Source organism: Nocardiopsis sp. NPDC006832 (genome assembly GCF_040635885.1).
GTDB lineage: Bacteria > Actinomycetota > Actinomycetes > Streptosporangiales > Streptosporangiaceae > Nocardiopsis.
In genome coordinates, this window is the sequence record NZ_JBEYLC010000012.1 from 30,798 (window position 1) to 55,141 (window position 24,344).

The window sequence follows — 24,344 nt, forward strand, 5'->3', positions numbered from 1 at the left end:
TCTTCCGGCCTCGACAGACGGCACGGGAAAACCCGGTGCGCCCGGGCCCGTGACCGTGGATCATCTTCGGCATGGAGACATTGCGCCGGGCGACCGCCCACGACGCCCGTGTGGTCGCCGACCTGTGGTTGCGATCCTTCGCCGCCGCACTGCCCACCGTGTCCCGGGCGCACACCGACGACGAGGTGCGCGCCTGGTTCGCGGCCGTGGTCGTGCCCGGCTGTGAGACCTGGGTGGCGCGGACCCACGAGGGGCGGCCGGTGGGCGTCATGGCGCTGGACGGGTCCGACCTCGACCAGCTCTACCTGGACCCCGATCATCGGGGTCGCGGCCTGGGCGACCGGTTCGCGGACCTGGCCAAGGAACGGCGACCCGACGGCCTGGACCTGTGGTGTTTCCAGGTCAACGAGCCCGCGCTGCGCTTCTACGCTCGGCACGGCTTCGACGAGGTCGAACGCACCGACGGCGCCCGCAACGAGGAACGCGAACCCGACGTCCACCTGCGTTGGCGTCCCTGAGAGCGAGCCGTTCGCGCTCTGGTCGCGTCAACTCGGCCGACTGCTCTCGATGGCCTCCTTCAACGCCCGGGTCCGGTGCGACAACCGCTCCATCTCCCGCAGCAGCGACTCCGGGACGTCCCCCGAGAGCACCCCTTCCTCCGCGATCGCCCGCGCCCGGTCCAGGATCCGCCACGCCGCCACCGGGTTGGGCACCGCCAGGATCTCGGCCAGCAGGATCGTCGCGCGCAGCCGCCCCGACCGGTGCCGCAGCCCGCGATACCCCTCGATCGCCACCCGCGCCAGCTCCTCGGCCTCCGCGAGCCGACCGGCCCGCCGCAACGACTCCGCGGCCCGGCGGTGCGCCCGCGCGTGCCACCACTTGTCGCCGAGCTCCTCGAACCCCCGGGCGGCCCGCAGGAACTCCTCCTTGCCGTCGCCCCCGCCGTGGTCCAGCAGCGCCTCGCCCAACACCAGGCAGGTGCGCCACCGCCCCCAGTCATCGCCGATCTCCTCGAACGTGCGCTCGGCCTCGCGCAACCGTTCGACCTGACGCTCCACCTTCCAGGTGTCCCGCAACCGTCCTGCCCGCCCCAACGACCACCGCGACGGCCCGGGACGGGCGCAACGCTCCGCGTACTCCGGATACCCCTCCACGAACAGCGCGCGCACCTTGGTCTCCTGCAGGGCCCGCCATCGCGGGTCCCGCGCCTGCGACCTGCGATCCCGCGCACGCCAGGGCGCGAACAACAGCTCGCACTCCCCGGCCTCCCGATTGAGGTCCCGAGTGGACAACTGACCCAACGAACGCAGGAAACGCGCCCGGTACCAGTACTCGTTCGACGCCCGGCTCAGCTGCTCCAACCCGTCGGACAGCACGAACCAGGCGTTGAGCGTGAACCCGCGCAGCCGCAACACCTCACCGCGCTGTAACTGCACCCGCGACGACAACTCGGGCAGGTCCCGCGAGCCGGCGATCAACGCCTCCGCCTGGAAGAGCAGGTCGTAGGCCCGCTCCAGGTGACCCTGGAAACGGTCCACCTCGGCCAGGTTGCACAAGGTGCGCGCCGTCCACCACGGATCGTCGTGCTCCTCGAAGATCCGCCTGGCCACCTCCAGTTCGTCCCGCCCGTCGTCCAGGTCACCCCTGCGGTACAGGTTCACCCCGATCGCCCGGTGCGCCCGCGCGAGCCGGCGCGGATCCACCGCCGGCTCCACCCCCTCCAACACGTGCAGGGCGGTCAGCGCCCGCTCGTACCCGGTGTCGTGGTCCCCGTGTCCGCCCGCCACCTCGGCCCGGTCCAGCAACGCCACACCGTAGGCCGACGGATCCTGTGACTCCAGGGCCAGAACGGTGGCCTCCTGGGTGGCGACGCGCATCGCGGACCAGTGTCTGCGCCCGGTCCGGCACAGCACGGCGAACGCCCGCCGTAACCGCTGACCGTGGACGATAAGCCGAGGGTCGACCGGCTCACCGGTCCGGCCCGGCCTGGTCTTTTGGAAGCACACCTCGAACCCGCGTCGCTCGGACTCCAACCAGGCCAGGGGGTCGTCCGGGGCGGGGACCATACGGGAGCGGTCGGCCGGCTCGGAAGGATCGGCGGGCGCGACACCCACGTTCCACTCGTGCGGGGCGGCCCGCCGGGCCGCAGCCTCCGCTCGGCGCGCGTAGGCGGCCAACAACCGCCGCTCCGCGATCTTGAGCCGCTCCGCCGACCAGTCCGGCCGTTCCTCCTCGGGGATCCCCAACAGGTTCGGGCCCTCGCCCCGCAGGGTGGCCCGGACCCGGTCATGCAGCTGGAAGCGCCTGAACCCGGCGCTGCGGTACAGGTAGGTCAACAGATACCGGTCGCTCAGGTTCTCCAACATGCCCATGGCCTCCTCCTCGTCGGAGTCGACCAGGGCGGCGGCCGCCCACGCGGTGAAGGTGGTCAGCCCGGCGCCCGCCAACCGGCCCAGCAGCAGCCGTTCCCCGGGTTCGCACTGTTGCAGACCGAAGGCCAGAGAGGAGGACAGCCCGGGCAGCAGTCTCGACTCGCGCATGTCCGTCAGGAGTTCGGCGGCGCTCGTGGAGTTGCTGCGGGTGATCTGCGTTCCCACCTGCCGGATCGCCAGCGGCAGACCATGACAGGCCTCGACCAGCCCGGGTAGGGCCGCCCGGTCCTCCTCGGTCAGGGCGCGCCCCGAGGCCGAGACCAACCGCTCGATCAACTCCAGCCCCTCCTTGTCGCTGAGGGTGTCCAGCGGACGCTGGACCATGGAACGGTCGGCGCCGGCGAACGTGGTGCGGCCGGTGACGAGCACCGCGCATCCTCGCCCGCCGGGCAGCAACGGCTCGACCTGCTTGTGGTCCTTGGCGTTGTCCAACACCAGGAGCAGTCGGCGTTCCTCGGTCGCGGTCCGCCACATCCCCTTGAGTTCCTCCAACGAGGCGTCCTCGGTGGGGTGCCGGCCCATCTCCTTGACCATCTCGGCGAGGACCTCCTCGGGCGCTCGCGGTGAGCGGCCACCCGCCGGGCCCTGGGGCGCGGCGCCGTACAGCTCGAACTCCATCTTCCCGTCGGGGAAACGGTCCGCGACCCGGTCGGCGATCTGCACCGCGAGCTCGCTCTTGCCGGTACCGCCCTCACCGGTGATCGCGATGACCAACGGACCACGTGAGTCGTTTCCCCGACCCGGACGAGGAAAGCGGTCCACCAGGCTCCGGGCACCGGGTCGGGGGAAACGGTCGAACAGGGCCGGCAGTTCGGACATGAGTTCGTCGCGTCCGGTGAAGTGGTCGGTGGGCGGCGGCAACCGTGGGCGCAGTCGTGGCCGCGACACCGGATCCGGTTCGAGCGTCTGCGCGCGGTCCGCCCGTTCCAGGAGGGTCTGGCCGGTGACCGCGACCGTGGTGCCGAGCAATCCCGACAACGCGACCCACACCCCGGCGCCCTCCGGGAAAAGTCCGGGCACCTCTTGCAAGGCGGTGCCCGCACCCACCAGCGTGGCCAGGGCGCCGGCCAGCCCCGTGTGGGCCGGCCGCCACCGTCTGCCTGTCGGTCGGCTCACCCTGGTCCCTCCCGAACCCGCGGATCCTCCTGCCACGCCGGGCCTTCGGTGTTCGTGGCCCGGCAGAGAACCGATCCTTGTGCGGTGGGACGGACGGTGTCCAGAGCGGGGGAGAGCCGCCCGGCGACGTTCACCGATTGCTCACCCCGCGTACACCGTCAGGGCGGTGGGTGTCGGCGCCGGTGTTCCCGGAACCTCCTGCTTCCTCGCTCCCGAATCGGCCTCCCGCAGTGCGTTCGGGCGACACGCCCCCCACGAAACACAAGAATCCATCACCTAGTGTGAGGATTTCATCGCGGAAGGCGACGAAAATCGAAGGTGGCCGGATCACGCACGTTCGAACCACCCACTCACGAAAGGTCGAGCGCGATGGCCACGTTCCTCTACCACCTGGGTAAGTTCTGCTACCGGCACCGATGGTCGGTGGTCCTGGCCTGGGTGGTGCTCGTGGCGGCGTTGGGCACGGCCGCGTTCGTCTTCCGGGCCCCCGTCTCCGACTCCTTCTCCATCCCGGGTACCGAATCCCAGGACACCGTGGACGCCCTCCAGGAACGCTTTCCCGAACGTAGCGGGGGGCAGGCCACCGTCGTCCTCCAGGCACCCGAGGGAGAGGAGGTCACCTCCCACACCTACGAGGAGGCCGTGCGCGACACCGCCGCGCACATCGAGGACCTCGACGGAGTCGAATCGGTCACCGACCCCTTCGACCTGCACGACCAGGGCCACGAAACCGCTTTGGAGAGCGACGAACTGCGCGCCACGATGGTGGAGCAAGGGATGCGTCAGGCCCGTCAGGAGTACGACTCCGAGCTGTCCGACGCCGAGGACGAGGCGGTCGAACAGGCGCGCTCCGCCGCGGAGGCGCAGTTCCCCGAAGGCGCCCCCGGCCGTGACGACGCACTGGAACAGGCCGAGGAACAGGCGCGCGAACAGGTCCGGGACCAAGCGCCCGCGTTCGACGAGGACCAGGTCCGTCCCCGGGTGGAAGCCGAGGTCGACCGCGCCATCACCGAAGACGACCTGCCCGCCGAGGCCGATGAAGAGCTCGACGAACAGGTCTGGGAACAGATCCCGGTCGTCTCCGAGGACGAGAGCACGGCCCTGCTCACCGTCCAGTTCACCGACCCCGACGGCAGCGTGCCGCCCCGGGTCGTGGACGAGTTGCTCGACAGCGGGGCCCAGGCCGAGGCCTCCGGTCTCACCGTGGAGTACAGCGGACAGTCCATCACCGCGGCACAGGTCGCCGGTGTCAAGGGAGGCGAGGGCGTCGGTCTGGTGGTCGCCCTGATCGTCCTGGTGGTCAATTTCGGGGCGATCGTCGCGGCGGGTATCCCCCTCCTCATGGCCCTGGCGGGTGCCGGCGCCGGCATGGGCCTGCTCTACGCGCTCTCCCGAGTCCTGGAACTCACCAGCACCGCCCCTCTACTGGCGCTGATGCTGGGGTTGGCCGTGGGCATCGACTACAGCCTGTTCGTGCTGGCCCGACACCGCCAACAGCTCTCCGACGGCATGGATCCTCAGGAATCCACGGGCCGCGCCATCGGTACCGCTGGCAGCGCCGTCACCTTCGCCGGTATCACGGTCGTGATCGCGCTCCTGGGCCTGGGCATCGTGCGGATCCCCTTCCTGACCGTCATGGGTGTGGCCGCGGCGATGACCGTGGCCTTCGCCGTCCTGGTGGCGCTCACCCTGCTCCCCGCCATCCTGGGCCTACTGGGATCCCACCTGAACACGGGCCGAGTGCCCGTCCTGGGCAGGCGTGCCCAACGAGCCCTGACCGCCGAATCGACCCTGGGCTCCCGCTGGGCCGGCGTGATCACCCGACACCCACTGCCCATCACCGTCGCCGTGCTCGTCGTGCTGGGCCTGACCATGCTCCCGCTCCCGGGCATGCGACTGGGCCTGCCCACCGACGAGTCCAGCGCCCCCGACAGCACCCAGCACCGGGCCTACGACATCATCACCGACGAGTTCGGGGAAGGACACAACGCCCAGTTCCTGGTGGTGGTGGAATCGCCGGACACCGACGACGCCGACCGGGTCCGGGAAAACCTGGAGGACCTCGACGGCGTCGACGAGGTACGGCCTCCGCTCTACAGCGACGACGAGGACACCGCCATGGTCGTGGCCGTGCCGCACGAGGGCCCCTCGGCGGTGGCCACCGAGGACCTGCTGCACGAGATCCGCGACGCCCGGTCGGGCTGGGAGGACGACACCGGCGCCGAGATCTCCGTGACAGGGGCGACCGCGACCAGCATCGACACCTCCGAACGCCTCTCCGAGGCCATGCCCCTCTTCCTCATCGTCGTGGTGGGCCTGGCCCTGATCCTGCTGATGCTGGTCTTCCGCTCCATCCTGGTTCCGGTCAAGGCCGCGCTGGGCTTCGTGCTGAGCATGGGTGCGGCACTGGGCGCCACCGTCGCGGTCTTCCAATGGGGCCACGGCGCCGACCTGCTGGGCGTCACCCCCACCGAAACGCTGCTGTCGTTCCTGCCCATCGTCTTGATCGGTACCTTGTTCGGGCTGGCCATGGACTATGAGGTCTTCCTGGTCAGCCGGATGCGCGAGGACTTCGTGCACGGGGGCGAGGCGCGCCACGCCGTCGTGACCGGGTTCCGGGCCAGTGCTCGCGTCGTGGTGTGCGCGGCGGTCATCATGATCGCGGTGTTCGCCTCGTTCGTGTTCAGCGACAACACCACCATCCAGCCGGTCGCCTTCGCACTGGCGGTCGGTGTGCTGGTGGACGCCTTCCTGGTCCGGATGACGCTGGTCCCCGCGGTCATGGCCCTCTTCGGGAAGGCGGCGTGGTGGCTACCGAAGTGGCTGGACCGGACGCTGCCCGACGTCGACGTCGAAGGCGCTCGCCTTCGTCCCGACGACGGCGGGACGAAGGCGAGGGAGCGCGAGCGGCCGGAGTGAGGGTGAGCACGTCCCGGCACGTCGGCCCAGCCCTCCGCCGGGCCACACCGACCCGCCCGTGGACGGTGGACGACCCGCACGCCTGTCGACGACCGGCGGCTCAGGATCGGTGGGTGCTCACAGGGCTTCGCGCGGGTCCGTGGGCACCGGGTTCTCCTTCAGGATCCCCGGGTAGAGGCCCTCGGCGGCGCGCAGGGCCTCGGCCGCCCTGCGCTTGAGCGGGTCGGTGGAATCCACGTTCAGCAGGATCGCGTTCGCCCTGGTCACCCTCGGCACCCCCTTGCCCCCGTCGCCCAGCAGCATCTCCAGGTGCCCCAAGGACACCAGGGCCCCGGCCAACCCGGGCCAGGTCCGGGGCGCGTCGCGGTCGAGTAGAAGGTTGCGCACGGTCAGGGCCGCGTTCGCGTGCAGGAGGGTCTCCTCCAGCAGTTCGGGGTCGGCCCGCTCCTCCTGCGCCGCACGCACCGTGGCGTTGACCCGGGCGACGACCACGTCGTCCAGGGTCGAGGCGTAGTTGTCGGCGAGCTCGGGGGCGTCCCGGATCAGCGCTTCGAAGTCCTGGTCGGGGATGAACTGCTGCAGCAGCGCGAGCGCCTCCGCCCCCGCGTTGACCGCGTCCTCGAAACGGCCCAGCTCGATGAGCGCCTTGCCGCGCGTCCGCGACGCCATGGCGATCTTCAAGACGACCTCGCCCGAGGCCCGACGCGTGCCCAGGGATTCGGTGGCCCGACGGTACTCGTCCGCGGCCGCGTCGAAGAGGATCTCGGCCCGCGCGAACTCGTCCTGGTCCAGGTGGGCGTGTGCCCGATCCATCAACTCGTCGGCCCCGTCGTAGAGGCCGGGCGGTACGGACGCGGGTTCGAGGTCCCCCGAATCCTCCGGGCCCTGAGCGGACCGCCCGGCGGAATCGGCCGCACCCGAGGCCTCCGCGACCTCCCCGGGATCGGCCTTCTTCCTCCAGCGTCCGCCGAACCAGCGAGCCACCCTGCCACCTCGTTCCGTGTCCTTCGCGTCCTGTCCGACCGCGGGAACGACCGGGGACCGGCGTGCGGCGCGAACCCGCCGCCACACCCTATGCCAGTGCGAACCGCCTCCCGCGGGCGGTGAAACGCGTCGACCGGGCCCACCGGAACCGGGCCGGAGAACGGTTTCCGGTCAGAGTTTCGTCACGAAGACGAGACCGTACCGCCGGGGTCGTGACCGCGCACGGAGATGTGAGGCGCCCCTACCCCTCCAACCCCGATTCCTCCACCACGGCGACCACCCTCGCCCGCGCCCGTCCCGACAACCCACGGATGGGGGAGGGCAGGCTCGGCCCACGCACCAGGCCCAGGTGTTCGGCGACCACGGTGACCACGCGCAGGCTTCCGTGCTCGGCGAACAGGTCCCACAGCGGCCGCAACCGCTCCGAGGCCGCCACCGCGCCCGCCGCGTCACCCGCGCTCGCGGCGCGGCTGATCGCCAGGCTCGCCTCGGGAAGGGTTCCACCGATCACCGAATACCAGGTCTCGCACCCGGCGTTCAGTCCGGTCGCGGCGAACGGATCGCCGGAGACCCCGATGGTCACGTGCTCGGGCAGTAGCTCTCGCAAGCCTCCCACCCGCTCGCTCGCCGCCCCCGGATCGACCGGTACCCCGGGGATCTTGATCGAGGCCACCCCCGCAAGCTCCGCCACGGCCCGGTACAGGTCATCGGTGAAGGTGAAACGCGTGGTGCCGGGGTTGTCGTAGACCACCAATGGCACCGACAGTTCCCGGGTCACCTCCTCGTACAACCCGAACACGTCCTCCGGGGTGAGCGGCTGGTAGGAGACCGGTGCGAGCAGCACCGCCGAAACCCCCGCCGCCTGCGCGTCCTCGGCGTGGGCGAGCACGTCCCGGGTCCGCGCCGCCCCGACGCTCACCATCACCGGAACGTCCCCCGCCGCCTCGACCGCCACCCGAGCCACCCGGGCGCGTTCCTCCCGGCTCAGGTAGGCGTACGAACCGGTCGACCCGAGCGGGGCGATGGAGTCGACCCCGGCCGCGACCAGGCGGTCGACCAGACCCACGAACGCGGCCTCGTCGACCTCGCCTTCAGAGGTGAACGGGGTGAGCGGAAAGGCACTGAGGCCGGTGAACTCCATCGGGCTCCTTCGACGAGATCCTTCAACTCGGAGGCGGAGGCCTCCACCCGGTCCACCCTGAGCCGCTCAGTGGTCACCCGGACCGCCGGCCAGCATACGGACACGAACCCTTCGGGAGCCCCGGCGCCCTCCCCACAAGGCAGGATGTGTCGTATGGAGACGGCCACTCGAACCCGCCGGTGGGACGCCCGTTCCCACCTGCCTCCACCCATGCCGGGCCCGGCACCGCTGCGGCAGGCCTGGGTGGACGTCGCCTTCGTGCACTGGCGGGTGGAACCCGATGCCGTGGCGCACCTGCTCCCGGCCGGGACCGGCCCGGACACCCTCGATGGGTCCACCTACGTGGGCCTGGTCGCCTTCCGCGTACCCAGCACCCTGGCCCTGGGCAGCGTGCCCGCCGGCGCCTTCGCCGAGGTCAACGTGCGCCTGTACTCCGTGGACGAACATGGGCGACGCGGGGTGGTCTTCCTGACCATGGACGCCGACTCCGCCCCCGTGGTCGCGGCCGCCCGTAGCCTGTCCGGCCTGCCCTACACCTGGTCGGACGTATCCCTGCGCAGCGGACCCGACGGCCGGCGCGCCGGTGCGGTCCGCCGTCGCTTCCCCGGCATGGCCTCCGGTTCCTGGAGCCTACGAGTCGGCGATCCCCTACCCGATCCGAGCCGACTGGAGCACTTCCTCACCGCCCGTTGGGGCCTGCACACCCGCCATGTGGGCCGCACCTGGTGGGTGCGCGTGAGCCACCGCCCCTGGCCCCTGCATCAGGCGGAGTTGCTCCACCTGGACGGAAACCTCCTGTCCGCCGCCGGAGTCACCCCACCACCCGAACCCCCGGTCTCCGTCCTCTGGGCCTCCGGGGTCTCCTGCCCCATCACCCCCACCCTCCTCTGACAGGGTTCTTCCGGTCGTCCTGATCCGCGCCGTGTAAGTCAATGCCAGTAGGTCTTGTCATTGCGCAATCCCATGAGGAATCATGAGCCCGGTCGGTAGTTTGCCCCCAAACTTCCGATGTTCATTTCATTATCCCCGACCATTCAATCGATATCGCACTGGCCAACTCCCCGTTCTTCGCCAGCGCTGATATCGCACGACACCCGCACTATCAGCCCCCGATCCCCCTCATCGAGCGGAGACCCCCTTGTCCGTCAGTCGTGCCTTGGCGGCCGTATCCGGCCTTGCCTTCATCCCCCTGATCTTCGCCGCACCCGTGTCGGCGGAAACCGCCGAAATCAACTATGTCGCGCTCGGTGATTCCTACTCCTCCGGTCTGGGAACCCGCGACTACGACGACTCCGGTGACTGCAAGCGAGGGCCTTCGGCCTTTCCCGAGCTCTGGGCCGCCTCCCACGCGCCCGGTTCCTTCGATTTCGTCGCCTGTGCCGGAGCCACCACCACCGACGTGCTCAACGACCAGATATCCGCCCTGACCCCGGAAACGAACCTGGTCTCCATCACCATCGGCGGAAACGACGTCGGATTCGCCGACGTCATCACCACCTGCCGCACCGGCAGCGACGCCGCCTGTGACGAGCGAGGCGAGGAGGCCGAGAACGACGTCCGCGACGTACTGCCCGGCCTTTTGGACCAGACCTACGCCGCGATCACCGAGGCCGCGCCCCAGGCACAGGTCGTGGTCCTGGGTTACCCGAGCCTGTTCGAGCTCGGACCATGCGGCGTCGGTAGCATCGGCGAGACCAAGCGCGAGAGGCTGAACCAGATGGCCGATGTCCTCGCGGGCGGCATCGAAGACCGTGTGGCGGCGGCGGGGTTGACCTACGTCGACGTGCGTGGCGGCTTCGAGGGCAACCGGGTCTGCGCCGACGAGCCGTGGATCAACGGCACCACCGTTCCCATCAACGAGTCCTACCACCCCAACAAGGCCGGTCACTCCGAGGGTTACCTGCCCGCCATGACGGGCGCCGTCGGCTGACCCGTAAGCAGCCGAGGGCGTCTCGACCAGCGCGATGCCCAGGGTCGGTCCCGCCCGAGCCTTCCTTCAGGACGTTTCCTGTTGGAAGGGGACGGTGGGGCCGGCGCCCCCTTCCGTCTCGGGCCGATCGCCTCTCCACGCGGAGGTGATCGGTTTTGAGTAGCTTCGATCGGCGTATCGGTCTGATCGCACCAGACGGCTCAGACACCGACCTGGTACTCGTACGCCTGTCGTACGAGGCCCATGATGTGGTTGAGGTCCGACTGTTCGTTCAGGTCGATCTGAACGTTTCCGTTGCCCCACTTGCCCCTGCCGGTCACGTCCAAGGCGATGCCACGTTCGTCGTGCAGTGCCTCGAACGGCATGTTCAGAATGAGCTTCAGTCGTTCGGTCTGCGGGACCACGTCGACGAAGTTGGTCTCGGTCTTGTAGGCGACATAGTTCTTCAGGAACGTTTCACTGACGGCATCGTCCAGAGCGAGCACCTCTCCCCTGAACTTCTCGAAGAGTGCCCGTGGGGTGGGGCGTGACAGGTTCGGATGGTCCTCGATGGTGTAACTCGACTCGGGCTTAGGCACGTCGGTCGCCGCGACACCCTCGGGGAGGGCCGGGCGGGGCCAGACCTTCAGCGCCCATGCGGCCAACCTCTCGGCGCGCCCCACGATCCCTTCCTCATCCCAGGTGTTCAGCGTGCCCAGCCCCTGGTTCAGCCGAAGCGGACTCTCCCGGAAACCACCGAGCATGTCGCGCTTCTCGGCGAACGGGAGATCGCCGTATTCGGAGTTGTAACCGGTCAGCGTCAGATTGCCGAGTGTGTGCAGGTAGCGCGTGTGGACTTGGGCCCAGTCCCCACCGAGGTCGTCGCGCCACTCTCGGGAGAGGTTCTCGTTCTGCGGCATGATGTGCTCGATCGTGTAGTCCTCGATCGACACGCGTTCCTTGCGGCCGAAGTTCTCCAGCCGCCGCAGGAGATAGGACCTGCGCTGGAAGTTGTACATGTTGCCGCTGGTCAGTTCGTCGATGAAGTCCTTGTCGGTGGGAAACGCGCGGTAGCTCTTCAACCCCAGGAAGTGGGCCTGGACGCTCGGGACGTACCGTTCCTTGTCGATCGCCTTCGTGAAGGTACTGAACGTCCTGTTCAGTGAGTTGGTGGGTACACGGCAGACCGCGCGGCGAAAGATGTAGGACGTGACCATGCCGACGATCGAGATCAGTTCATCCCTGGTCAGGACCTCGTGCTGGTAGTCGGTGTAGAGCTCCAGCAGCAACGGATAGACCACGTCCGCCTTGATCTCCCGCAGATCCCGGAAGGCCGCGGCGAGCTCCTTGTCCTGCTCGTGTCCCAGGGCGACGGCGCAGTACCGCGAGGCGTAGGAGCGGAGCTCCTTGACCAGTGAATCGATCGTCCCCCCATCGGCACCGTGGCGTCGCGAGTACGTCTTGAAGGCCCCATAGACGTCTCCGATGCGCGGGATCTCCCCGGTCACCACCGTGAGGTAGTGCCGGACGAAGTCGTCGAACTGCTTCTCGTAGGCGGCCTGGCCGAAGTCCTTCTCCATGGGCCGCCAGTAGGTGGTGTACAGGAGTTCCTGCACCTTGGGCTTCAGCCCCATCAACACGAAGTTGCGGATCAGGTCGGCCTGGGTCAGCCTCAACCCGGTCGAGTTCATGGACTCGAAGATCAACTGCGGATTGTCGTGCGTGCGGTCCAAGCGGATGTCGACGACGACCAGCTTCGCCAAACCCCGGCAGACCGCCGCGAGGTCCGTGTCCGGTTTGCTCAGGTGTTTCAGGAAGCTCTCGAAGTTCTCGTGCACACGTTCGGAGGCGTCCGAGGGCAAAGGGGCATCGCCGACGATCGCCTTCAAGGTGTCCTTGTCCTTTTCCGAGAGCAGGAGCTTGAAGTACTCCTCACCGTCCTCGTCGTCGTTCACGAGGTAGCGCTTGCGCAGCTTCTTGGGCGAGAACCCCTTCCACGGCTCACGCTCTCCCTCCGGATACCCGTCCAGGACGCGGGCCAAGGCGGCGATCAACAGCGTCACCGTGGTCATCCGCTGTTGCCCGTCGATGACCAGGTTGGGCTCCTGAGTGGTCAGGTTGGACAAGCCCTTCTCCACGTGCACGATCGACCCGGTGAAGTGGGACTTCAGCGTGTCATTGCTGCCCGCGCGCTCGATGTCGGCCATCAGTTGGTCGCACTCGGACGCGGACCAAGAGTAAGCGCGCTGGTAGATCGGGATCACGAACTGGTGGCCCTGGTCGAGTAGGTCGAGCAACGGTGTCTCGGAGGCTTTCACGGTGTCGAGACGCCTTTCTGATGATCAGGAGGGATTCCGGGAGGGATGACGCCTGACGTCACCCTGCCACAGGACGAGGACACGGGTCACGGGAGAACGGGCAAGAGCGGGCGGTCCAGTGCTGGTCAGGAGACATTGCGGGCGCAATGAACGGTTTTGCGCACTTTGTCATCATTGGCCTCCCAAGCGCTGAATACCGGGTCGTCCCAAGCTTCTTTAGGGGACTTTGAGACGCGGCCATGAGAATGCCTACTGGCACCTGCTCGAAGAACTTGGCAACCAGCCGGGGACACTGGGTCTGATCTTCCGCAAGGAACAGAACAAACTCCAGGACCCGGCCAAGCTCAAGCGTCTGGTCCAGGACTACATCGACAAGGAGAACTGGTCCCTCCAAGGAGTCGATGTCAACGGCGACGCCTATGAGGCCCTCCTGGAAGCCGGTGCGGAGGACACCAAAACCGGCGCCGGACAGTACTTCACCCCCCGCGCTCATCGACGCCATGGTGGACTGTGTTCAACCCACCGCAGGCGACACCATCACCGACCCTTCCGTCGGCACCGGCGGTTTCCTCCTCGCCGCGCACGCCCACATCCTCAAGCAAGCCGAACTCGGACCCCTCACCCCCGAGCAGCGCGAGCACATTCAGCAGGGCGGTATCCGGGTCACCACCACCAACAAACAGCTCATCTTCCTCCAGCACATCGCTTCGCTTCTAGAGATCCATGGCCGAGTCGCCGTGGTGCTGCCGGACAACGTGCTCTTCGAGGGTGGTGCGGGGGAGAGCAACCGGCGCAGGTTGCTCCAACGGTTCGACCTGCACACGATGTTGCGCCTGCCCACGGGCATCTTCTACGCGGGTGGGGTGAATGCGAACGTTCTGTTCTTCGAGCGGAAACCGGCGCGGACCTCCGGCGAGTCTTGGACCAAGAAGATGTGGGTCTACGACTTCCGTACCGGGCAGCGGTTCACCCTCAAACAGAGCCCCTTGACCAGGGCGCATCTGGATGACTTCGTCGAGTGCTACAAGCCGGGCGAGGATCGTGAGAAGCGAGTCGAGACCGAGCGGTTCAAGGCGTTCACCCTCGAAGAGCTCTTGGCGCGCGACAAGGTGAACCTGGACATCACCTGGATGCGGGACCCCGGACTCGACGACGTCGACTCGCTAGCGCCGCCCGAGGTCATCGCCGCCGAGATCGTGGAGGACCTGCAAGCCGCGCTCGCCGAGTTCGCCGCCATCGCCGAATCATTGGGAGCGGCGGAAAAGCCCGAAGCGCTTCCGGAGTAGGGACAGCCGGGCCGCCGGAGTAGATGCCCTGACTGGGGCGGAAATCTGGACGAAGGCCCACGGCCGTCGCCGGCGGAGGTCTGCTTGAGCGCTGCCACCGTAGGTTTTTCTTCGGGGCTCTGTTGCCTGCCTCAGGGCCCGAAACCGATCGCCACCCCCTCTCAGAGCCACCTTCTACGCCGAAAATGGCTCTGAGAGGGGGTGGCATCCCAGCAATACCGGCTGGTTGCCCGAAGCGTCAGAGGGGTCGACCGCGGGGAGGCGCGCAGGCCATCACTAACCCGTTTTGGCCCTTCGTTTCTCTGCCGACGCATGCGGGGACGCACGCACCGATTCCCACCAGACGAAGGCTCAGGGATTCGGCCGGCCACAGCCGGAGGGGTTGGACCCCAACCACCCTCCCCTCACCCGACAGCCCCCAACCGCCGTTGGAGCGAAGCGGGTCGAAGTCACTTGCCACGGCGTAAGGGGACACGACACCGCCTTAACGCGCGCAGCGGAGACAGCAACGATCACGCGGCGGGAAAGGGGAAGGCCCGAGCCTGGTCTCTAGCCCGGGCCGTACTCGCTTTAGGGAAGTCGGTGTTGGTGGTCCTAGCGGGAGAGAGCTGAGGAGAGGAAGCCGGTCCACTCGGGGGCGGGGAAGGGGAGGTATCCGGCGGTGGGGTGCCTGGAGTCGCGGATGGCCGCGCCGCAGGGGAGTTCGGCGACCTCAACACAGTTCTGAGCGTGTCCGCTGTAGCTGCTCTTCTGGAAGTTCGTGGGAATGTGAGCGACCTCGACGCATTCGACCCGGTCACTGCTGTAACTGGATTTGAAGAACCTCAGCCCGGCTCTGGTGGTCATGTCAGTTTCTCCTGCTCCATGATCTGCTGGATGAACTGGGTGGTGCGCGAAGCTTGCAGCGCTGCTGAATTCAGGTGCGAGAAAATCGTGACATAGCGTTGCACGTCATCAGAATCTTGAGCAAAAAGGCTGGCTGTTGCAGATTCGGTGTAGGCGATGCAGGGATCAGCAGGGTTAGGGAAGTCCAACAAGACGAACGAACCAGACAACCCAGCGTGCATACCTGCATCAAAGGGCAACACCTGGATGTCCACGTTCTTTCTGGTTGCCATGTCCAGCAGGTGCTGTAGTTGTTCGCGCATGATCTCTGGATCGTCGAGTCGCCTTCTCAAGGCCGCTTCGTCGATCACAGCCCAAAAGTGCGGTGGCTGGTACCGGCCCAGGACTTGCTGGCGCTGTAGCCGGGCATCAACGTTGCGCCTGACCTCGTCATCCGAGTACGCACGTCCGCCTCGAAAGACGGATTCGCTGTACCTGGGGGTTTGTAGAAGACCAGGGACGACTTGGCACTGATAGGTCCGGATCATGGAGGCTTCGACCTCGAAGTCCGGTATGGCGTTATTGCCGAAGACGTCCTTGTAACTGGACCACCAGCCTTGTTCCTTGGACTCTTTCGCAAGCTCATGAAGCGCTGTACGGACATCGTCTGAGGCTCCGTACAGGCCAGCGAGGGCATCGATGTCCCGCGCCTTGATGCGGCGTGCGTCCGCACCCTCGATGTTGCTGAGTGTGGACTGAGGTACGTCTGCGGTTTTCGCAGCCACAGACAACTTCAATCCCTGTGACTCACGTAGTCGCCGAAGCTCGCGCGCCAGTCGTCGTCGACGCACTGTGGGGCTGAAGGGGCTGTGCATGGTGAGATTCTAGACCAAGTTCTTTTGGATTATCGTTGACAGTTCGATAATCGAGCAGCATCATGTAAGTATAGTCAGTGACCGGTGGATCACTCAGGGTTCATCTGCCCAGGCTATGCCTTGCCCGTTCCGCGCATCACGGCCTCCGTGAGACTCCTCCAACGGGTACTTCGCATGACCCCCGACTCATGTGTTCAGCCATGCCAAGGAGTGTGTTCGTCATGCCCGAAACCGCCCTCGCGCCCACCACTGTCCCGATCCAGGGTGAGGCCACGGTGCCGTTGGCTAGCTTCATCCGGCCCTTCCAGCGCCACTACTTCTCCGGGCTCCCGGAGCGTCCCAACTACCGGGCCCGTAGCTACGACTTTGCCGGAGTCCCCGCGCTGATGCCGCTGGTCCGAGCGTTCCTGGACACCTGCGCGGCCACCGAAACGGGCGACTACCGCTACCTGTTCACCCTGCTGGGCAGTGAACTCGCCAACAACGCGCTCCGACACAGCCTCTCCGGCCTACCTGGTGGCACCTACACCCTGCGGGTGCACCGCAACAAGGAAGGACTCCGCCTGACCTGCCATGACCGAGGGGGCCTGCGCACTCGCAACGCGCAACTCATCCCGGCCCCGGACGGGCTGAAACTGGGAGCCGAATCCGGACGCGGGCTGGCCATGGTCGACGCCTTCGCCACCAGCTGGGGTGACAACGGCAATGCCGAGTACCGCACCGTCTGGCTCTACCTGGCCTACGACCTCACCGACAGCGGCTGGCACAGCCACAACTAACGACATGTCTCGGACATGAGACGGGCCCAGGAGAGCGCGCCAACGCTCTTCCGGGCCCTGAACCCCCGAAACCCAACACGGTCATATGCAAGGAAAGAGGATCTGATGAACCACCCTATCCCCGCGCCGCGACGCCCCGTGGACACTCGCCCCACCCACTCCGCCGGCACGACCTTCACCCCCGCCCCTCGACGCCCGGTCCCCGCCACCGGCCCGGCCTACGCGTCCTGCGTTCACCGCACCTGCCGCACCCAGCGCGCCGGCACCTTGCCCCGCCTGGGTGGGCACCGCGCCGAGTTCGCCTTGGAGCACCACCAGGCCGCCGCTCTCCAAGCTCGTCACCGGGGCCTGATCACATGGTTCGGCGAGGCGACTCAATCGTTCTGGGTGGCCTCCGCGACCGGCATGTACGAGGCCACGACCTACGACGATCTGCTCGCCCACCTGTGGGCCCAATCCCAGAGCCGGCTACTGCCCCGGGACCTTCAGTTCCAACACTGATCCCGAAACCCCCACGCCCCGGCGCCACCTCCTCAGAGGCAGGTGCCGGGGCGGGACCCCAGACCCGGTCAGCACGAAACCGGCGCGAGATCGAGCCGGGAACCCGAGGTTCCGGATCGCCTCATGGGCCGACCGGAAACGTTCACCCGGTCCGTCGTTCACGTCGAAGAAGCTCAAACACGTCTCGTGCCGGGACTCGGTCGGACCGGGCTCGCTGACGATGGTCGTCGAGTAGGGCCACCAAGGAAACGTCAGGGCCCGGATCCGATGCGAGAACGATGGCCGCCGACCGGTCGATGTCGATACGCGGTCTCCCGCGGCCTTACCGAAGTGATCGAAGTGGTGGCCGCGTATCCGATGAACAACGCCGTGAGGGTGCTCGTCGGCCATCTCGGCCTTGTCCTCGCGAGTGGACGCCAACCGAACGGCTACCCCTCGCCGTGCGACCGACGAACCGCTCACCGGTATGCTGGCTACTCCGGCCAACGGCCAGAGCTGTGGTTCATCAGCGGAAGCCCGTCGGTGTGTACTCCGAGCACCACCGACCTCCCCGAGGAAAGGGACACCTCCAGCTCCTGGTAGAGCTGCTCGGTCCCCGTTCCCCGACTACCCAGCCAACCATTGGAGAACAGTGAGATGAAGTCGGAGCCGTTGAGGTAACGAGGGATCTCCCTCCGCCGGATGCGCTTGCCCTTCGCGTAACCCTCTTCTTCGGCGTTCTCGTGCAGGATCTCGAAGTGCTCCCGGCTGAAGTACATCCCGGAGGCGATCTCGACACCGGCGGACATGCGCGTCTGAGGAGCACAGAGCTTGATGAAACAGGGGGTGTCCACCAGACGGATGTCGTGATGGCGCGGGTTGGGGTCCCGGAACCGTTCATCGGTTTCCCGCATGCGATCGATCTGTTCGAGGAAGCGTGGGTCGACGCTGCTGTGCAGGCCGCCTCGCACGGTCTCCTCCAGCACCTTGTATTGGAGCATGACGAAGTTGCCACCGTGCGGGTTGTAGTAGACCAGGTCCACCCCCGTGGCATGTTCGACCGGGGTGCGATCGATGTTGGCCACCAGAAGCGACCTGGACTTGTACTTGTTGGTGAACACGCCCCAGGCCACGTAGTCGGACCGGTGAAAGGACCAGCCAGGCAGGTGGGTGGCGTCGAAGTCCACCAGCCACTTCTCCTGAGGGTTGTAGCGCCCTCCCTTCAGCGCACCGTTGACGCCGCTGAGGAACGGGTCCCCGTCACCGGTCGGACGCCAACTCAGCAGGTGCTCCCGGTCGATGTCGAAGGCCTCGAACAGCACACCGACGGCGTCCTTCTCCAGAGCGCGGACAGGCCGGTCCTTGATGTCGGGTTCTTCCAGGGCCAACCGTGTTTCGAGGGAGCGGATCCGCTCCGCCGCCTCGTCCGAGGTCGCGGCCAACTTGTTCAGGATCTTCTTGCCGGTGGCTGAGGGAATTCCTCGGTTGCGGTCGAAGGCGTCCCGCACGAGCTTGCCCAGGTGCGAGAAATGTTCCACCGGAATCGGTAGTGACAGGGCGGTGAAGTGGGAGACCTCGACCTTACGTTCGAAGGTTCCGGACTTTCCGATCGGTGCCACCAAACCCAGAGCCGCGATCGTACGGTGTTCAGGCCCGGGCCGCTCGTTGAGGAAAAGCCCCAGGTAGGTTCCGCGTTTCCACGATTCTGAGCCGCTGCGAACGGCGTACTGACCACTGTCGGTCCGGCCAGGGAGGAGAAATTCGTGCATCACGTCGGTGAGCGCCAAAGCAGCGAGGCTCGTCTCCGTGTCGTGCTGCTTCTGCTTCGGGAACTGCCCCTTTGCCTGGAGGTCACCGAAACGCTTCGAGTGGATATCGAAGGCCGCGAGCTCCTGGCCGATCTTCTCCGTGGTCTCGGTGCGTAGCACGCTTTCCGTGTGCAGGTCGACCAAGGTGAAGAGGGTGTCGTCGCTCGCGCCCCGAACCTCATCGATGACCGAGTACACCCAGTCGGCGACGGCGGAGACACCGACGACGGATCCTCGATTCATCCAATACCGTACCTCTGGCTCTTCAGTGGGAGAGAGCGAGAGAGACCACCCCGCGGCTTCGTGCCACTCGATCGATCCGCCACTGATGCCTCTGGGATAGGGGGAGCGTAGGAGCGCTCGCGCTGACCGCTCTGTGCTCGTACCTGAGGTTTCCAAAGGGCGCAGGCTCAGCGACGTGCTCAGGGCCGCGTAGACCCGTCCGACATAGGGTCTGTGATCGCTCATGTGGGGGTTTCTAGTGAGAGGATTATTCAACTGAATACGGGCTTCGGCGAGCCGGTCGGCCCCGTAGCCGTTTCGGGATCGTCGGTATTCGTTGGGCCCCACAGTTGTATCGTGTGATGGTCGTGTCCTGAAACACCGGGCGTGCGGCCGGAGGAGCGCTTCGGTGATCTGTGAGAGTTTCCCATCGCCGCATACGACACGGATGCCCTCTTTCGGTGCGCGTCGATCGTTGGTGACGGTAGGGGCCCAGGGGACAACCGGGAATGTCGGTGGCTGTCGGTAGCTTCCGGGGTATGAGTTTCGCGCTGATGCCCTACGTGGTCGACCTCGACGTTCTGAACGGATCCGTTGGATCCAAGGACGAAAAGCTGCGCCGGATGATCGGCGGGCGGTTCAGGCAGCACCTGGCCCACTTCGACTCCCAGTTCGATCATCTCATCGACGATGGTGGCCTTCCCATCTACGAGGCGATCCGCGCGGTCATCGACGGTGGACCCTTCGATGAGCGGTACAGCGTCATGTACAACTACGCCTTCAAATGGATCTGTGAGTTCCACGGTCGTTTCCTGGACAACTCGGACTTCTCTCCGATGAGGGCCGGATGGACCGCGAGGGTCGACGAGGGTTTGGCGGACCTGGGCGTGACCGCCGTCAGCGTCGAAGGCCTTGGCGCGGGGAGCGCCCCCTCGCCCATTCCGTACTCGTCCGAGGGGTTTCCCTTCTACGGCGAGTGGAGCCTGGCGGAGTGCGAGAAGGCCCTCGAACAGTGGAAGCAGGTCACCGAGGACCGGAAGGCCGCCATCGACCCCTACGTGCTGAAGGCCGCCGAGTCCTCCATGGGTTGGTGCGAGACCGCTGCCGCCGCAGGGCGGGGCGTGGCGGCCTTCTTCTACTGACCCGGGCTCCGACCGCCCCCGGGAGAAGGGCGGCCCACCGTCCGCCACGCCCCTTGCCTCCACCGGTCTCGGGAGCGGCGTCAATAGGCTTGGCGCCTATGTATCGGTGCTGGTCGTAGTGGGAAGGCTGGGGCGGCGTAGTCGATGGACAACGACGACGAGTTCTACGGCGGTTCCGCTCGACCGTCGGATGCCGAGGTCCCGTCCGTGACGGAGCGCCTCGGTCTGGGAGCCGAGCCGGACGAGAGCATGGATCGTTTCGCGAGCCTGGCCACGCACCTGCTCGAAGCCCCGGTGGTGGTCACACTGGCGGAGGAGGGCCGTCACGTCCTTCCCGGCCTGGTGGGGTTGGGAGAACCATGGTCCTCCTCCAGACAGGTGCCGCTGCCTCGCACGGAGGGAGCAGGTGCCCCATCCGCGAGCGAAGACGACCAAGACCTCTTCGCCTCCGTGGCGAGCGTGGCCCAAGCCCTCGGAGGGATCACCTGGATCGGGGCGCCGCTCGTCGACATGGAGGGGACCTTCCTGGGTTGCGTCCTCGCGATCGATACCGCCGAACGCACCTGGAGTGACAGGGAGATCAACGCACTGCGCGACCTGGCGCATGTGTGCGAGGCGGAGTTGCTCCTGCGCCTGTTCGTGGAGGAGAACGGAAAGTCCCGGCAACAGGACCAGCGCGCCTACGAACGCTCCCGAATGCTGATGCGTACCGCCGAGGAACTCGCCGGGGCCACGGATGTGACCCTGGTGCGGCGCAGCGTCAAGGCGCTGATCACCCTCGATCTGAGCACCGTCCGGGTGGAGTTGATGCTGGTCGAGGGTGACCGGCTATGCCGCGTCGTCGACTCCGAGGACCCCCCGGGTGCGGAAGCGGTCCATGCGGAATGCGCGTTGGACAGCGACTGGCCCGAGGCCCAGGCGGCGCGTACCGGAACCATCGTGGAGGTGCCCGATGCGGACGCCATCGCGAAGCTGTCCCCCGAGGTACGAGCCGGGTTCACCCGAATGGGGCTGGCCGGTGCGGTGTTCCTCCCCGTGCCCGTGGGCCGTGATCCCGTGGGTGTGCTCGTGTTGGGATGGGACGTGCCTCATCGAATGGAGGTCGTGGAACGCGCGTTGCTCGGTTCCCTGGCCGAATACGCCGCTCGTGCCGTGGAGCGGGTGTCATACGTGGCCCGCCGTGTCCAGGCCGCGCACATGATGCAGAAGGCCATGCTGACCGAGGTTCCTCGTATCGAAGGTTTGGAGATCGAGGCCCTTTACCGCCCCGCCGAGGGGGGAGCCACGGTGGGTGGTGACTGGTACGACGTCTTTCCCTTGGTCGACGACGAGAGCGGAACCCTGGCGATCACGATCGGCGACATCACCGGTCACAACCTCCGAGCGGCCATCTTCATGGGGCAGGTGCGCACCATGTTGCGGCAGGCCGACCTGGACCACCCCGACTATGGGCCCGCGCGGATCCTCTCGGCCTTCGAACACGCCAACCGAATACTGGGCCTGGGGGCCAGTGGCACGATGGTGCACGCCCACCTGAGGCCATGTTCCGAAAGGTGGCTGTTGACGTGGACCAACGCGGGCCACATGTGGCCCCTGGTCGCTTCTTCGGATGGGGTCGTCGAGGAGCTGACCGAGCATGGTCTGCTCTTCCATCCCGACCTTCCGGACCTGTCGCGCATCGACCACCAAAGACTCCTGGAGCCGGGCAGCACGTTGTTGATGTTCACCGACGGGCTGGTCGAGCATCGTGGCCTGGAGATGGACGTGTTCATCGCCCGCACCAAACGCATACTCGCGGCCGGTGTCGACAGCCCGCTGCCCGAACTGTTGCGACGGATCGTGGAGGAGAACGTCACCGGGACCGGTGAGGACGACATCGCGTTGCTGGCGGTACGGCTGGTGGGGTAGAAGCCTCTGTGGCCTGCCTTGTCTCACGGGTCGACTCAGGCGCGGGGGATAGTCGTCAGGTGGGGTGCCGAGGCCAGGCGGGTCGCTCCGGCCGGGGCGGGTTCCCTCTACCGGGCGGCCCGAAGACGCCGAAGGCGATCCCGGTCGTGTCCGGGATCGCCTTGGCCTGTCTCGGTTCCAGGCGAAGGGCGGGGCCTCAGCCGTTCTCCTTCTGGATCCGAGCCATGAGCATCCGCTTGCCCTGCTCACCGGCCTTCTGGTTGTTCTCCTGGATCCGACGGAACCAGCGGACGAGTTCCTCGTCGCCCTGGCTCTCCGCGTCCTTGATGTAGCCCTCCAGGCGCCAGACGTTCTCCAGCGACTGATGAAGGGCCCAGATCAGGTTGTAGTTCTTGTCCTTGATCGGGCTGGACGGCTCGGCCACGACGACCTCCTGGATGGCGCGTTCTCCCTTGTGGGGACCCGACTGCCCGGCCTCGTGGTCCGGTACACGTCACTTGGACGATGTCTCTCCGGTCTTGCCTCCCCTTGGTGTGAACACCGGTCTCGGTCGACGTGGTGTGCCGGCATGGGTGCCCGCTTCCGGGGCGGGCATGAGGCGCGTCCGGATTATCGATGGCGCGACAAAACCTTCCTGGGAAATCCGGGCTCGTCTGTTTCGGTTTTAATGCTGCTCCGAAATGGCTCCATGTGTGCGTGTCGGGCTGGTGCGATGTGGGCTTCCATCTGCGGTAGGGATGACTTTCGGTTTTCTGGTGGTGGTAATTCTGGTTTAGGTCGGTATTTATATATCCGGGGTTTGTGGGTGGCTGTGCGGATTTGGTAACTTCCTTGTTGTTGGAACGGGGCGAAAGGCCTCGCTCTGATTCTTTTTCGGACATAAATGGAATGTGTAGGCACCACCCGTAATGCGTCGTTCCCTGGCCCGTGCGACGGCGGCTTGCGCGGCCCACGCCCTGGCCTTCGCGTTGGGGACGTCGGTCGCTCCGGCCACAGCCGACGAGAAGCCCCCCGCCGAAGCCGGTGACACGGCCTCGGCCGGCACGGAATCCGGTCGGGTCGAAGCCGGTGACGTGTTCGCCGCCGTGCATTCCGATACCGAGCGGGTCGAGGTCGAGAGTGCCTCGTGGACCTACGTGGACCGTGCCTTCCCCGACCGCGCCTACGACGGCGCCCGGACCCCGAGCGTGGGCATCGGGCACCTCGAATGGGACCACGCCTACACCCGCAGGGCCCTGTTCCGATTCCCGGTCGAGTCCGCGCCCGGCAGCGTCGTGGAGTCCGCCGTGCTGCGCGCCGAAGTGGTGTGGTCCTACGACTGCGCCGGTGATTCCGTCCTGCAAGCGCATAGGGTCGACCCCTTCCACACCGGGTCCACATGGAACGATCAGCCGAAGGCCCGCGCCCTTCTCGACACCCGAAGTGTCACGGGCGGGCAGGCCGCCTGCCCGGTGAACGGCGGCGTGGAGTTCGACGTGACCGAGGCCTACCGGTGGGCCGTGCGGCGGGGTGAGTCCCACGTCCACCTGCTGCTCCGTGAGCGTGACGAGTCCCAGAGCGCGGCCTGGCGTCGTTTCGACGTCGAGGACGAACCACCGGTGCTGAGGGTCGACCACGGCGAGCCGCGGGCTCGGGCCAAGGCCGTCGCCCATGACGGGCGCGCCTTGGAACCCGCGCCCTCCCGAACCACGGAAGGCCTCACGTCTTCCGACGACCTCTCCCCAAGGGCGGGGGAGAGCGATGAAGTCCGTGTCCGCGACCTGGCCCCGGGCGGTCCACACCGGGTCGGCGGTGGGCCGGTCCGTTTCCGTCGGGGGGAACGCACCGGGCATCCGGCCGCTTCGGTTGATCGCCGCGGGCAGGTCGAGGACACGATTCCCATGGCTCGGGGGCCGCCCAGGACCACCCCGAAAGAAGAAGACGGCTTCTCTCCCGATGTGGCGCCCGTTCGGGCGGAAGGGACACGTCGGTGGCGGTCCGAGGGAGCAGGACGGACCGTTCCCGGAGCCTCGCGGTGGGGCGGGGTCCGGTGGTGGTCAGGGAGTCGTGTCATCGCCGCGCAGGTTACGGAGCAGGGTGACCGATCGCGGTAGCGACGCGCTCCGCGCCGATGAGAGAGGTGTTCGTCCCGAGATAGGACGTGTCCGAGGCAGAGTCTGGCGGGGCTCTGCGTCGGGAGGTCGAGGCGGCTCGGAACCGC

The 24,344-nt window shown here is 67.0% G+C and carries 19 protein-coding genes; 10 read left to right on the forward strand and 9 right to left on the reverse strand.

What is annotated here, in order from left to right; translation table 11 throughout:
- The first annotated feature begins 71 nt into the window (after positions 1-71).
- Entirely contained in the window at positions 72-518 is a 447-nt protein-coding gene (locus ABZ717_RS08485) for a GNAT family N-acetyltransferase (protein ID WP_358507318.1), read from the forward strand.
- A gap of 27 nt (positions 519-545) precedes the next feature.
- Here the strand turns inward: ABZ717_RS08485 and ABZ717_RS08490 are convergent, their stop codons facing one another.
- On the reverse strand, positions 546-3,548 hold the full coding sequence (locus ABZ717_RS08490; protein ID WP_358507320.1) for an NB-ARC domain-containing protein: 3,003 nt from the start codon (positions 3,546-3,548) through the stop codon (positions 546-548).
- A gap of 369 nt (positions 3,549-3,917) precedes the next feature.
- Here ABZ717_RS08490 and ABZ717_RS08495 point away from each other — a divergent pair, with 369 nt between their 5' ends.
- Complete coding sequence (locus ABZ717_RS08495) at positions 3,918-6,467, forward strand: MMPL family transporter (protein WP_358507322.1); 2,550 nt, start codon at positions 3,918-3,920, stop codon at positions 6,465-6,467.
- A 117-nt stretch (positions 6,468-6,584) separates the two neighbouring features.
- On the opposite strand, the gene ABZ717_RS08500 is transcribed toward ABZ717_RS08495, so the two are convergent.
- Positions 6,585-7,451 carry a tetratricopeptide repeat protein gene (locus ABZ717_RS08500; protein WP_358507324.1) on the reverse strand — a complete coding sequence of 289 codons (867 nt, stop codon included), beginning with the start codon at positions 7,449-7,451 and terminating at the stop codon, positions 6,585-6,587.
- Between the two features lie 241 nt (positions 7,452-7,692).
- Positions 7,693-8,592 (reverse strand): dihydrodipicolinate synthase family protein, encoded by a 900-nt coding sequence (locus ABZ717_RS08505; protein ID WP_358507326.1) that lies wholly within the window; start codon positions 8,590-8,592, stop codon positions 7,693-7,695.
- A gap of 153 nt (positions 8,593-8,745) precedes the next feature.
- Between ABZ717_RS08505 and ABZ717_RS08510 the strand changes: the two genes are divergently transcribed.
- Together ABZ717_RS08510 and ABZ717_RS08515 are read left to right on the forward strand one after the other, a co-directional pair.
- The gene (locus tag ABZ717_RS08510; protein ID WP_358507328.1) at positions 8,746-9,483 is read left to right on the forward strand and encodes a DUF2071 domain-containing protein; all 738 of its coding nucleotides are present in this window, start codon (positions 8,746-8,748) and stop codon (positions 9,481-9,483) included.
- A 247-nt stretch (positions 9,484-9,730) separates the two neighbouring features.
- A complete protein-coding gene (locus ABZ717_RS08515; RefSeq protein WP_358507330.1) occupies positions 9,731-10,522 on the forward strand; it encodes an SGNH/GDSL hydrolase family protein in 792 nt (263 codons plus the stop codon).
- A gap of 200 nt (positions 10,523-10,722) precedes the next feature.
- Here the strand turns inward: ABZ717_RS08515 and ABZ717_RS08520 are convergent, their stop codons facing one another.
- Positions 10,723-12,819, reverse strand: a complete 2,097-nt coding sequence (locus ABZ717_RS08520; RefSeq protein WP_358507332.1) for a DUF262 and DUF1524 domain-containing protein — start codon at positions 12,817-12,819, stop codon at positions 10,723-10,725.
- A 58-nt stretch (positions 12,820-12,877) separates the two neighbouring features.
- Positions 12,878-13,321, reverse strand: coding sequence for a hypothetical protein (locus ABZ717_RS08525; protein WP_358507334.1), 444 nt, complete (start codon positions 13,319-13,321; stop codon positions 12,878-12,880).
- On the opposite strand from ABZ717_RS08525, the gene ABZ717_RS08530 reads away from it, so the two are divergent.
- On the forward strand, positions 13,320-14,105 hold the full coding sequence (locus tag ABZ717_RS08530) for an N-6 DNA methylase (RefSeq protein WP_358507336.1): 786 nt from the start codon (positions 13,320-13,322) through the stop codon (positions 14,103-14,105). The genes ABZ717_RS08525 and ABZ717_RS08530 overlap by 2 nt on opposite strands.
- A gap of 594 nt (positions 14,106-14,699) precedes the next feature.
- Here the strand turns inward: ABZ717_RS08530 and ABZ717_RS08535 are convergent.
- On the reverse strand, positions 14,700-14,951 hold the full coding sequence (locus tag ABZ717_RS08535) for a DUF397 domain-containing protein (protein WP_358507338.1): 252 nt from the start codon (positions 14,949-14,951) through the stop codon (positions 14,700-14,702).
- On the reverse strand, positions 14,948-15,805 hold the full coding sequence (locus ABZ717_RS08540; RefSeq protein ID WP_358507340.1) for a helix-turn-helix transcriptional regulator: 858 nt from the start codon (positions 15,803-15,805) through the stop codon (positions 14,948-14,950). Before ABZ717_RS08540 ends, ABZ717_RS08535 begins: the two co-directional genes overlap by 4 nt.
- A 221-nt stretch (positions 15,806-16,026) precedes the next feature.
- Here ABZ717_RS08540 and ABZ717_RS08545 point away from each other — a divergent pair, with 221 nt between their 5' ends.
- Together ABZ717_RS08545 and ABZ717_RS08550 are read left to right on the forward strand one after the other, a co-directional pair.
- Positions 16,027-16,584, forward strand: coding sequence for an ATP-binding protein (locus ABZ717_RS08545; protein WP_358507342.1), 558 nt, complete (start codon positions 16,027-16,029; stop codon positions 16,582-16,584).
- A gap of 105 nt (positions 16,585-16,689) precedes the next feature.
- Positions 16,690-17,085, forward strand: a complete 396-nt coding sequence (locus tag ABZ717_RS08550) for a hypothetical protein (protein WP_358507344.1) — start codon at positions 16,690-16,692, stop codon at positions 17,083-17,085.
- 473 nt (positions 17,086-17,558) lie between these two features.
- Here ABZ717_RS08550 and ABZ717_RS08555 read toward each other — a convergent pair whose 3' ends face one another.
- On the reverse strand, positions 17,559-19,115 hold the full coding sequence (locus tag ABZ717_RS08555) for a hypothetical protein (RefSeq protein ID WP_358507346.1): 1,557 nt from the start codon (positions 19,113-19,115) through the stop codon (positions 17,559-17,561).
- A 518-nt stretch (positions 19,116-19,633) separates the two neighbouring features.
- On the opposite strand from ABZ717_RS08555, the gene ABZ717_RS08560 reads away from it, so the two are divergent.
- Both ABZ717_RS08560 and ABZ717_RS08565 read left to right on the forward strand, forming a co-directional pair.
- Positions 19,634-20,236, forward strand: coding sequence for a hypothetical protein (locus ABZ717_RS08560; protein WP_358507348.1), 603 nt, complete (start codon positions 19,634-19,636; stop codon positions 20,234-20,236).
- Between the two features lie 207 nt (positions 20,237-20,443).
- Positions 20,444-22,144, forward strand: coding sequence for a SpoIIE family protein phosphatase (locus tag ABZ717_RS08565; RefSeq protein WP_358507350.1), 1,701 nt, complete (start codon positions 20,444-20,446; stop codon positions 22,142-22,144).
- Positions 22,145-22,340: 196 nt separating this feature from the next.
- Here the strand turns inward: ABZ717_RS08565 and ABZ717_RS08570 are convergent, their stop codons facing one another.
- Positions 22,341-22,568: a hypothetical protein gene (locus tag ABZ717_RS08570; RefSeq protein WP_358507352.1), complete on the reverse strand. Its 228-nt coding sequence runs from the start codon at positions 22,566-22,568 to the stop codon at positions 22,341-22,343.
- Between the two features lie 484 nt (positions 22,569-23,052).
- Here ABZ717_RS08570 and ABZ717_RS08575 point away from each other — a divergent pair, with 484 nt between their 5' ends.
- Complete coding sequence (locus tag ABZ717_RS08575) at positions 23,053-24,237, forward strand: DNRLRE domain-containing protein (RefSeq protein ID WP_358507355.1); 1,185 nt, start codon at positions 23,053-23,055, stop codon at positions 24,235-24,237.
- Positions 24,238-24,344: the final 107 nt, after the last annotated feature.

Excerpts from the sequence above, each read along its gene's own strand:
- ABZ717_RS08535 (WP_358507338.1), bottom strand. The coding sequence starts at position 14,951 with ATGACCACCAGAGCCGGGCTGAGGTTCTTCAAATCCAGTTACAGCAGT.
- ABZ717_RS08555 (WP_358507346.1), bottom strand. The coding sequence starts at position 19,115 with ATGAATCGAGGATCCGTCGTCGGTGTCTCCGCCGTCGCCGACTGGGTG.
- ABZ717_RS08495 (WP_358507322.1), top strand. The coding sequence starts at position 3,918 with ATGGCCACGTTCCTCTACCACCTGGGTAAGTTCTGCTACCGGCACCGA.
- ABZ717_RS08525 (WP_358507334.1), bottom strand. The coding sequence starts at position 13,321 with ATGGCGTCGATGAGCGCGGGGGGTGAAGTACTGTCCGGCGCCGGTTTT.
- ABZ717_RS08485 (WP_358507318.1), top strand. The coding sequence starts at position 72 with ATGGAGACATTGCGCCGGGCGACCGCCCACGACGCCCGTGTGGTCGCC.
- ABZ717_RS08545 (WP_358507342.1), top strand. The coding sequence starts at position 16,027 with ATGCCCGAAACCGCCCTCGCGCCCACCACTGTCCCGATCCAGGGTGAG.
- ABZ717_RS08575 (WP_358507355.1), top strand. The coding sequence starts at position 23,053 with ATGCGTCGTTCCCTGGCCCGTGCGACGGCGGCTTGCGCGGCCCACGCC.
- ABZ717_RS08510 (WP_358507328.1), top strand. The coding sequence starts at position 8,746 with ATGGAGACGGCCACTCGAACCCGCCGGTGGGACGCCCGTTCCCACCTG.
- ABZ717_RS08540 (WP_358507340.1), bottom strand. The coding sequence starts at position 15,805 with ATGCACAGCCCCTTCAGCCCCACAGTGCGTCGACGACGACTGGCGCGC.
- ABZ717_RS08505 (WP_358507326.1), bottom strand. The coding sequence starts at position 8,592 with ATGGAGTTCACCGGCCTCAGTGCCTTTCCGCTCACCCCGTTCACCTCT.
- ABZ717_RS08550 (WP_358507344.1), top strand. The coding sequence starts at position 16,690 with ATGAACCACCCTATCCCCGCGCCGCGACGCCCCGTGGACACTCGCCCC.
- ABZ717_RS08560 (WP_358507348.1), top strand. The coding sequence starts at position 19,634 with ATGAGTTTCGCGCTGATGCCCTACGTGGTCGACCTCGACGTTCTGAAC.
- ABZ717_RS08530 (WP_358507336.1), top strand. The coding sequence starts at position 13,320 with ATGGTGGACTGTGTTCAACCCACCGCAGGCGACACCATCACCGACCCT.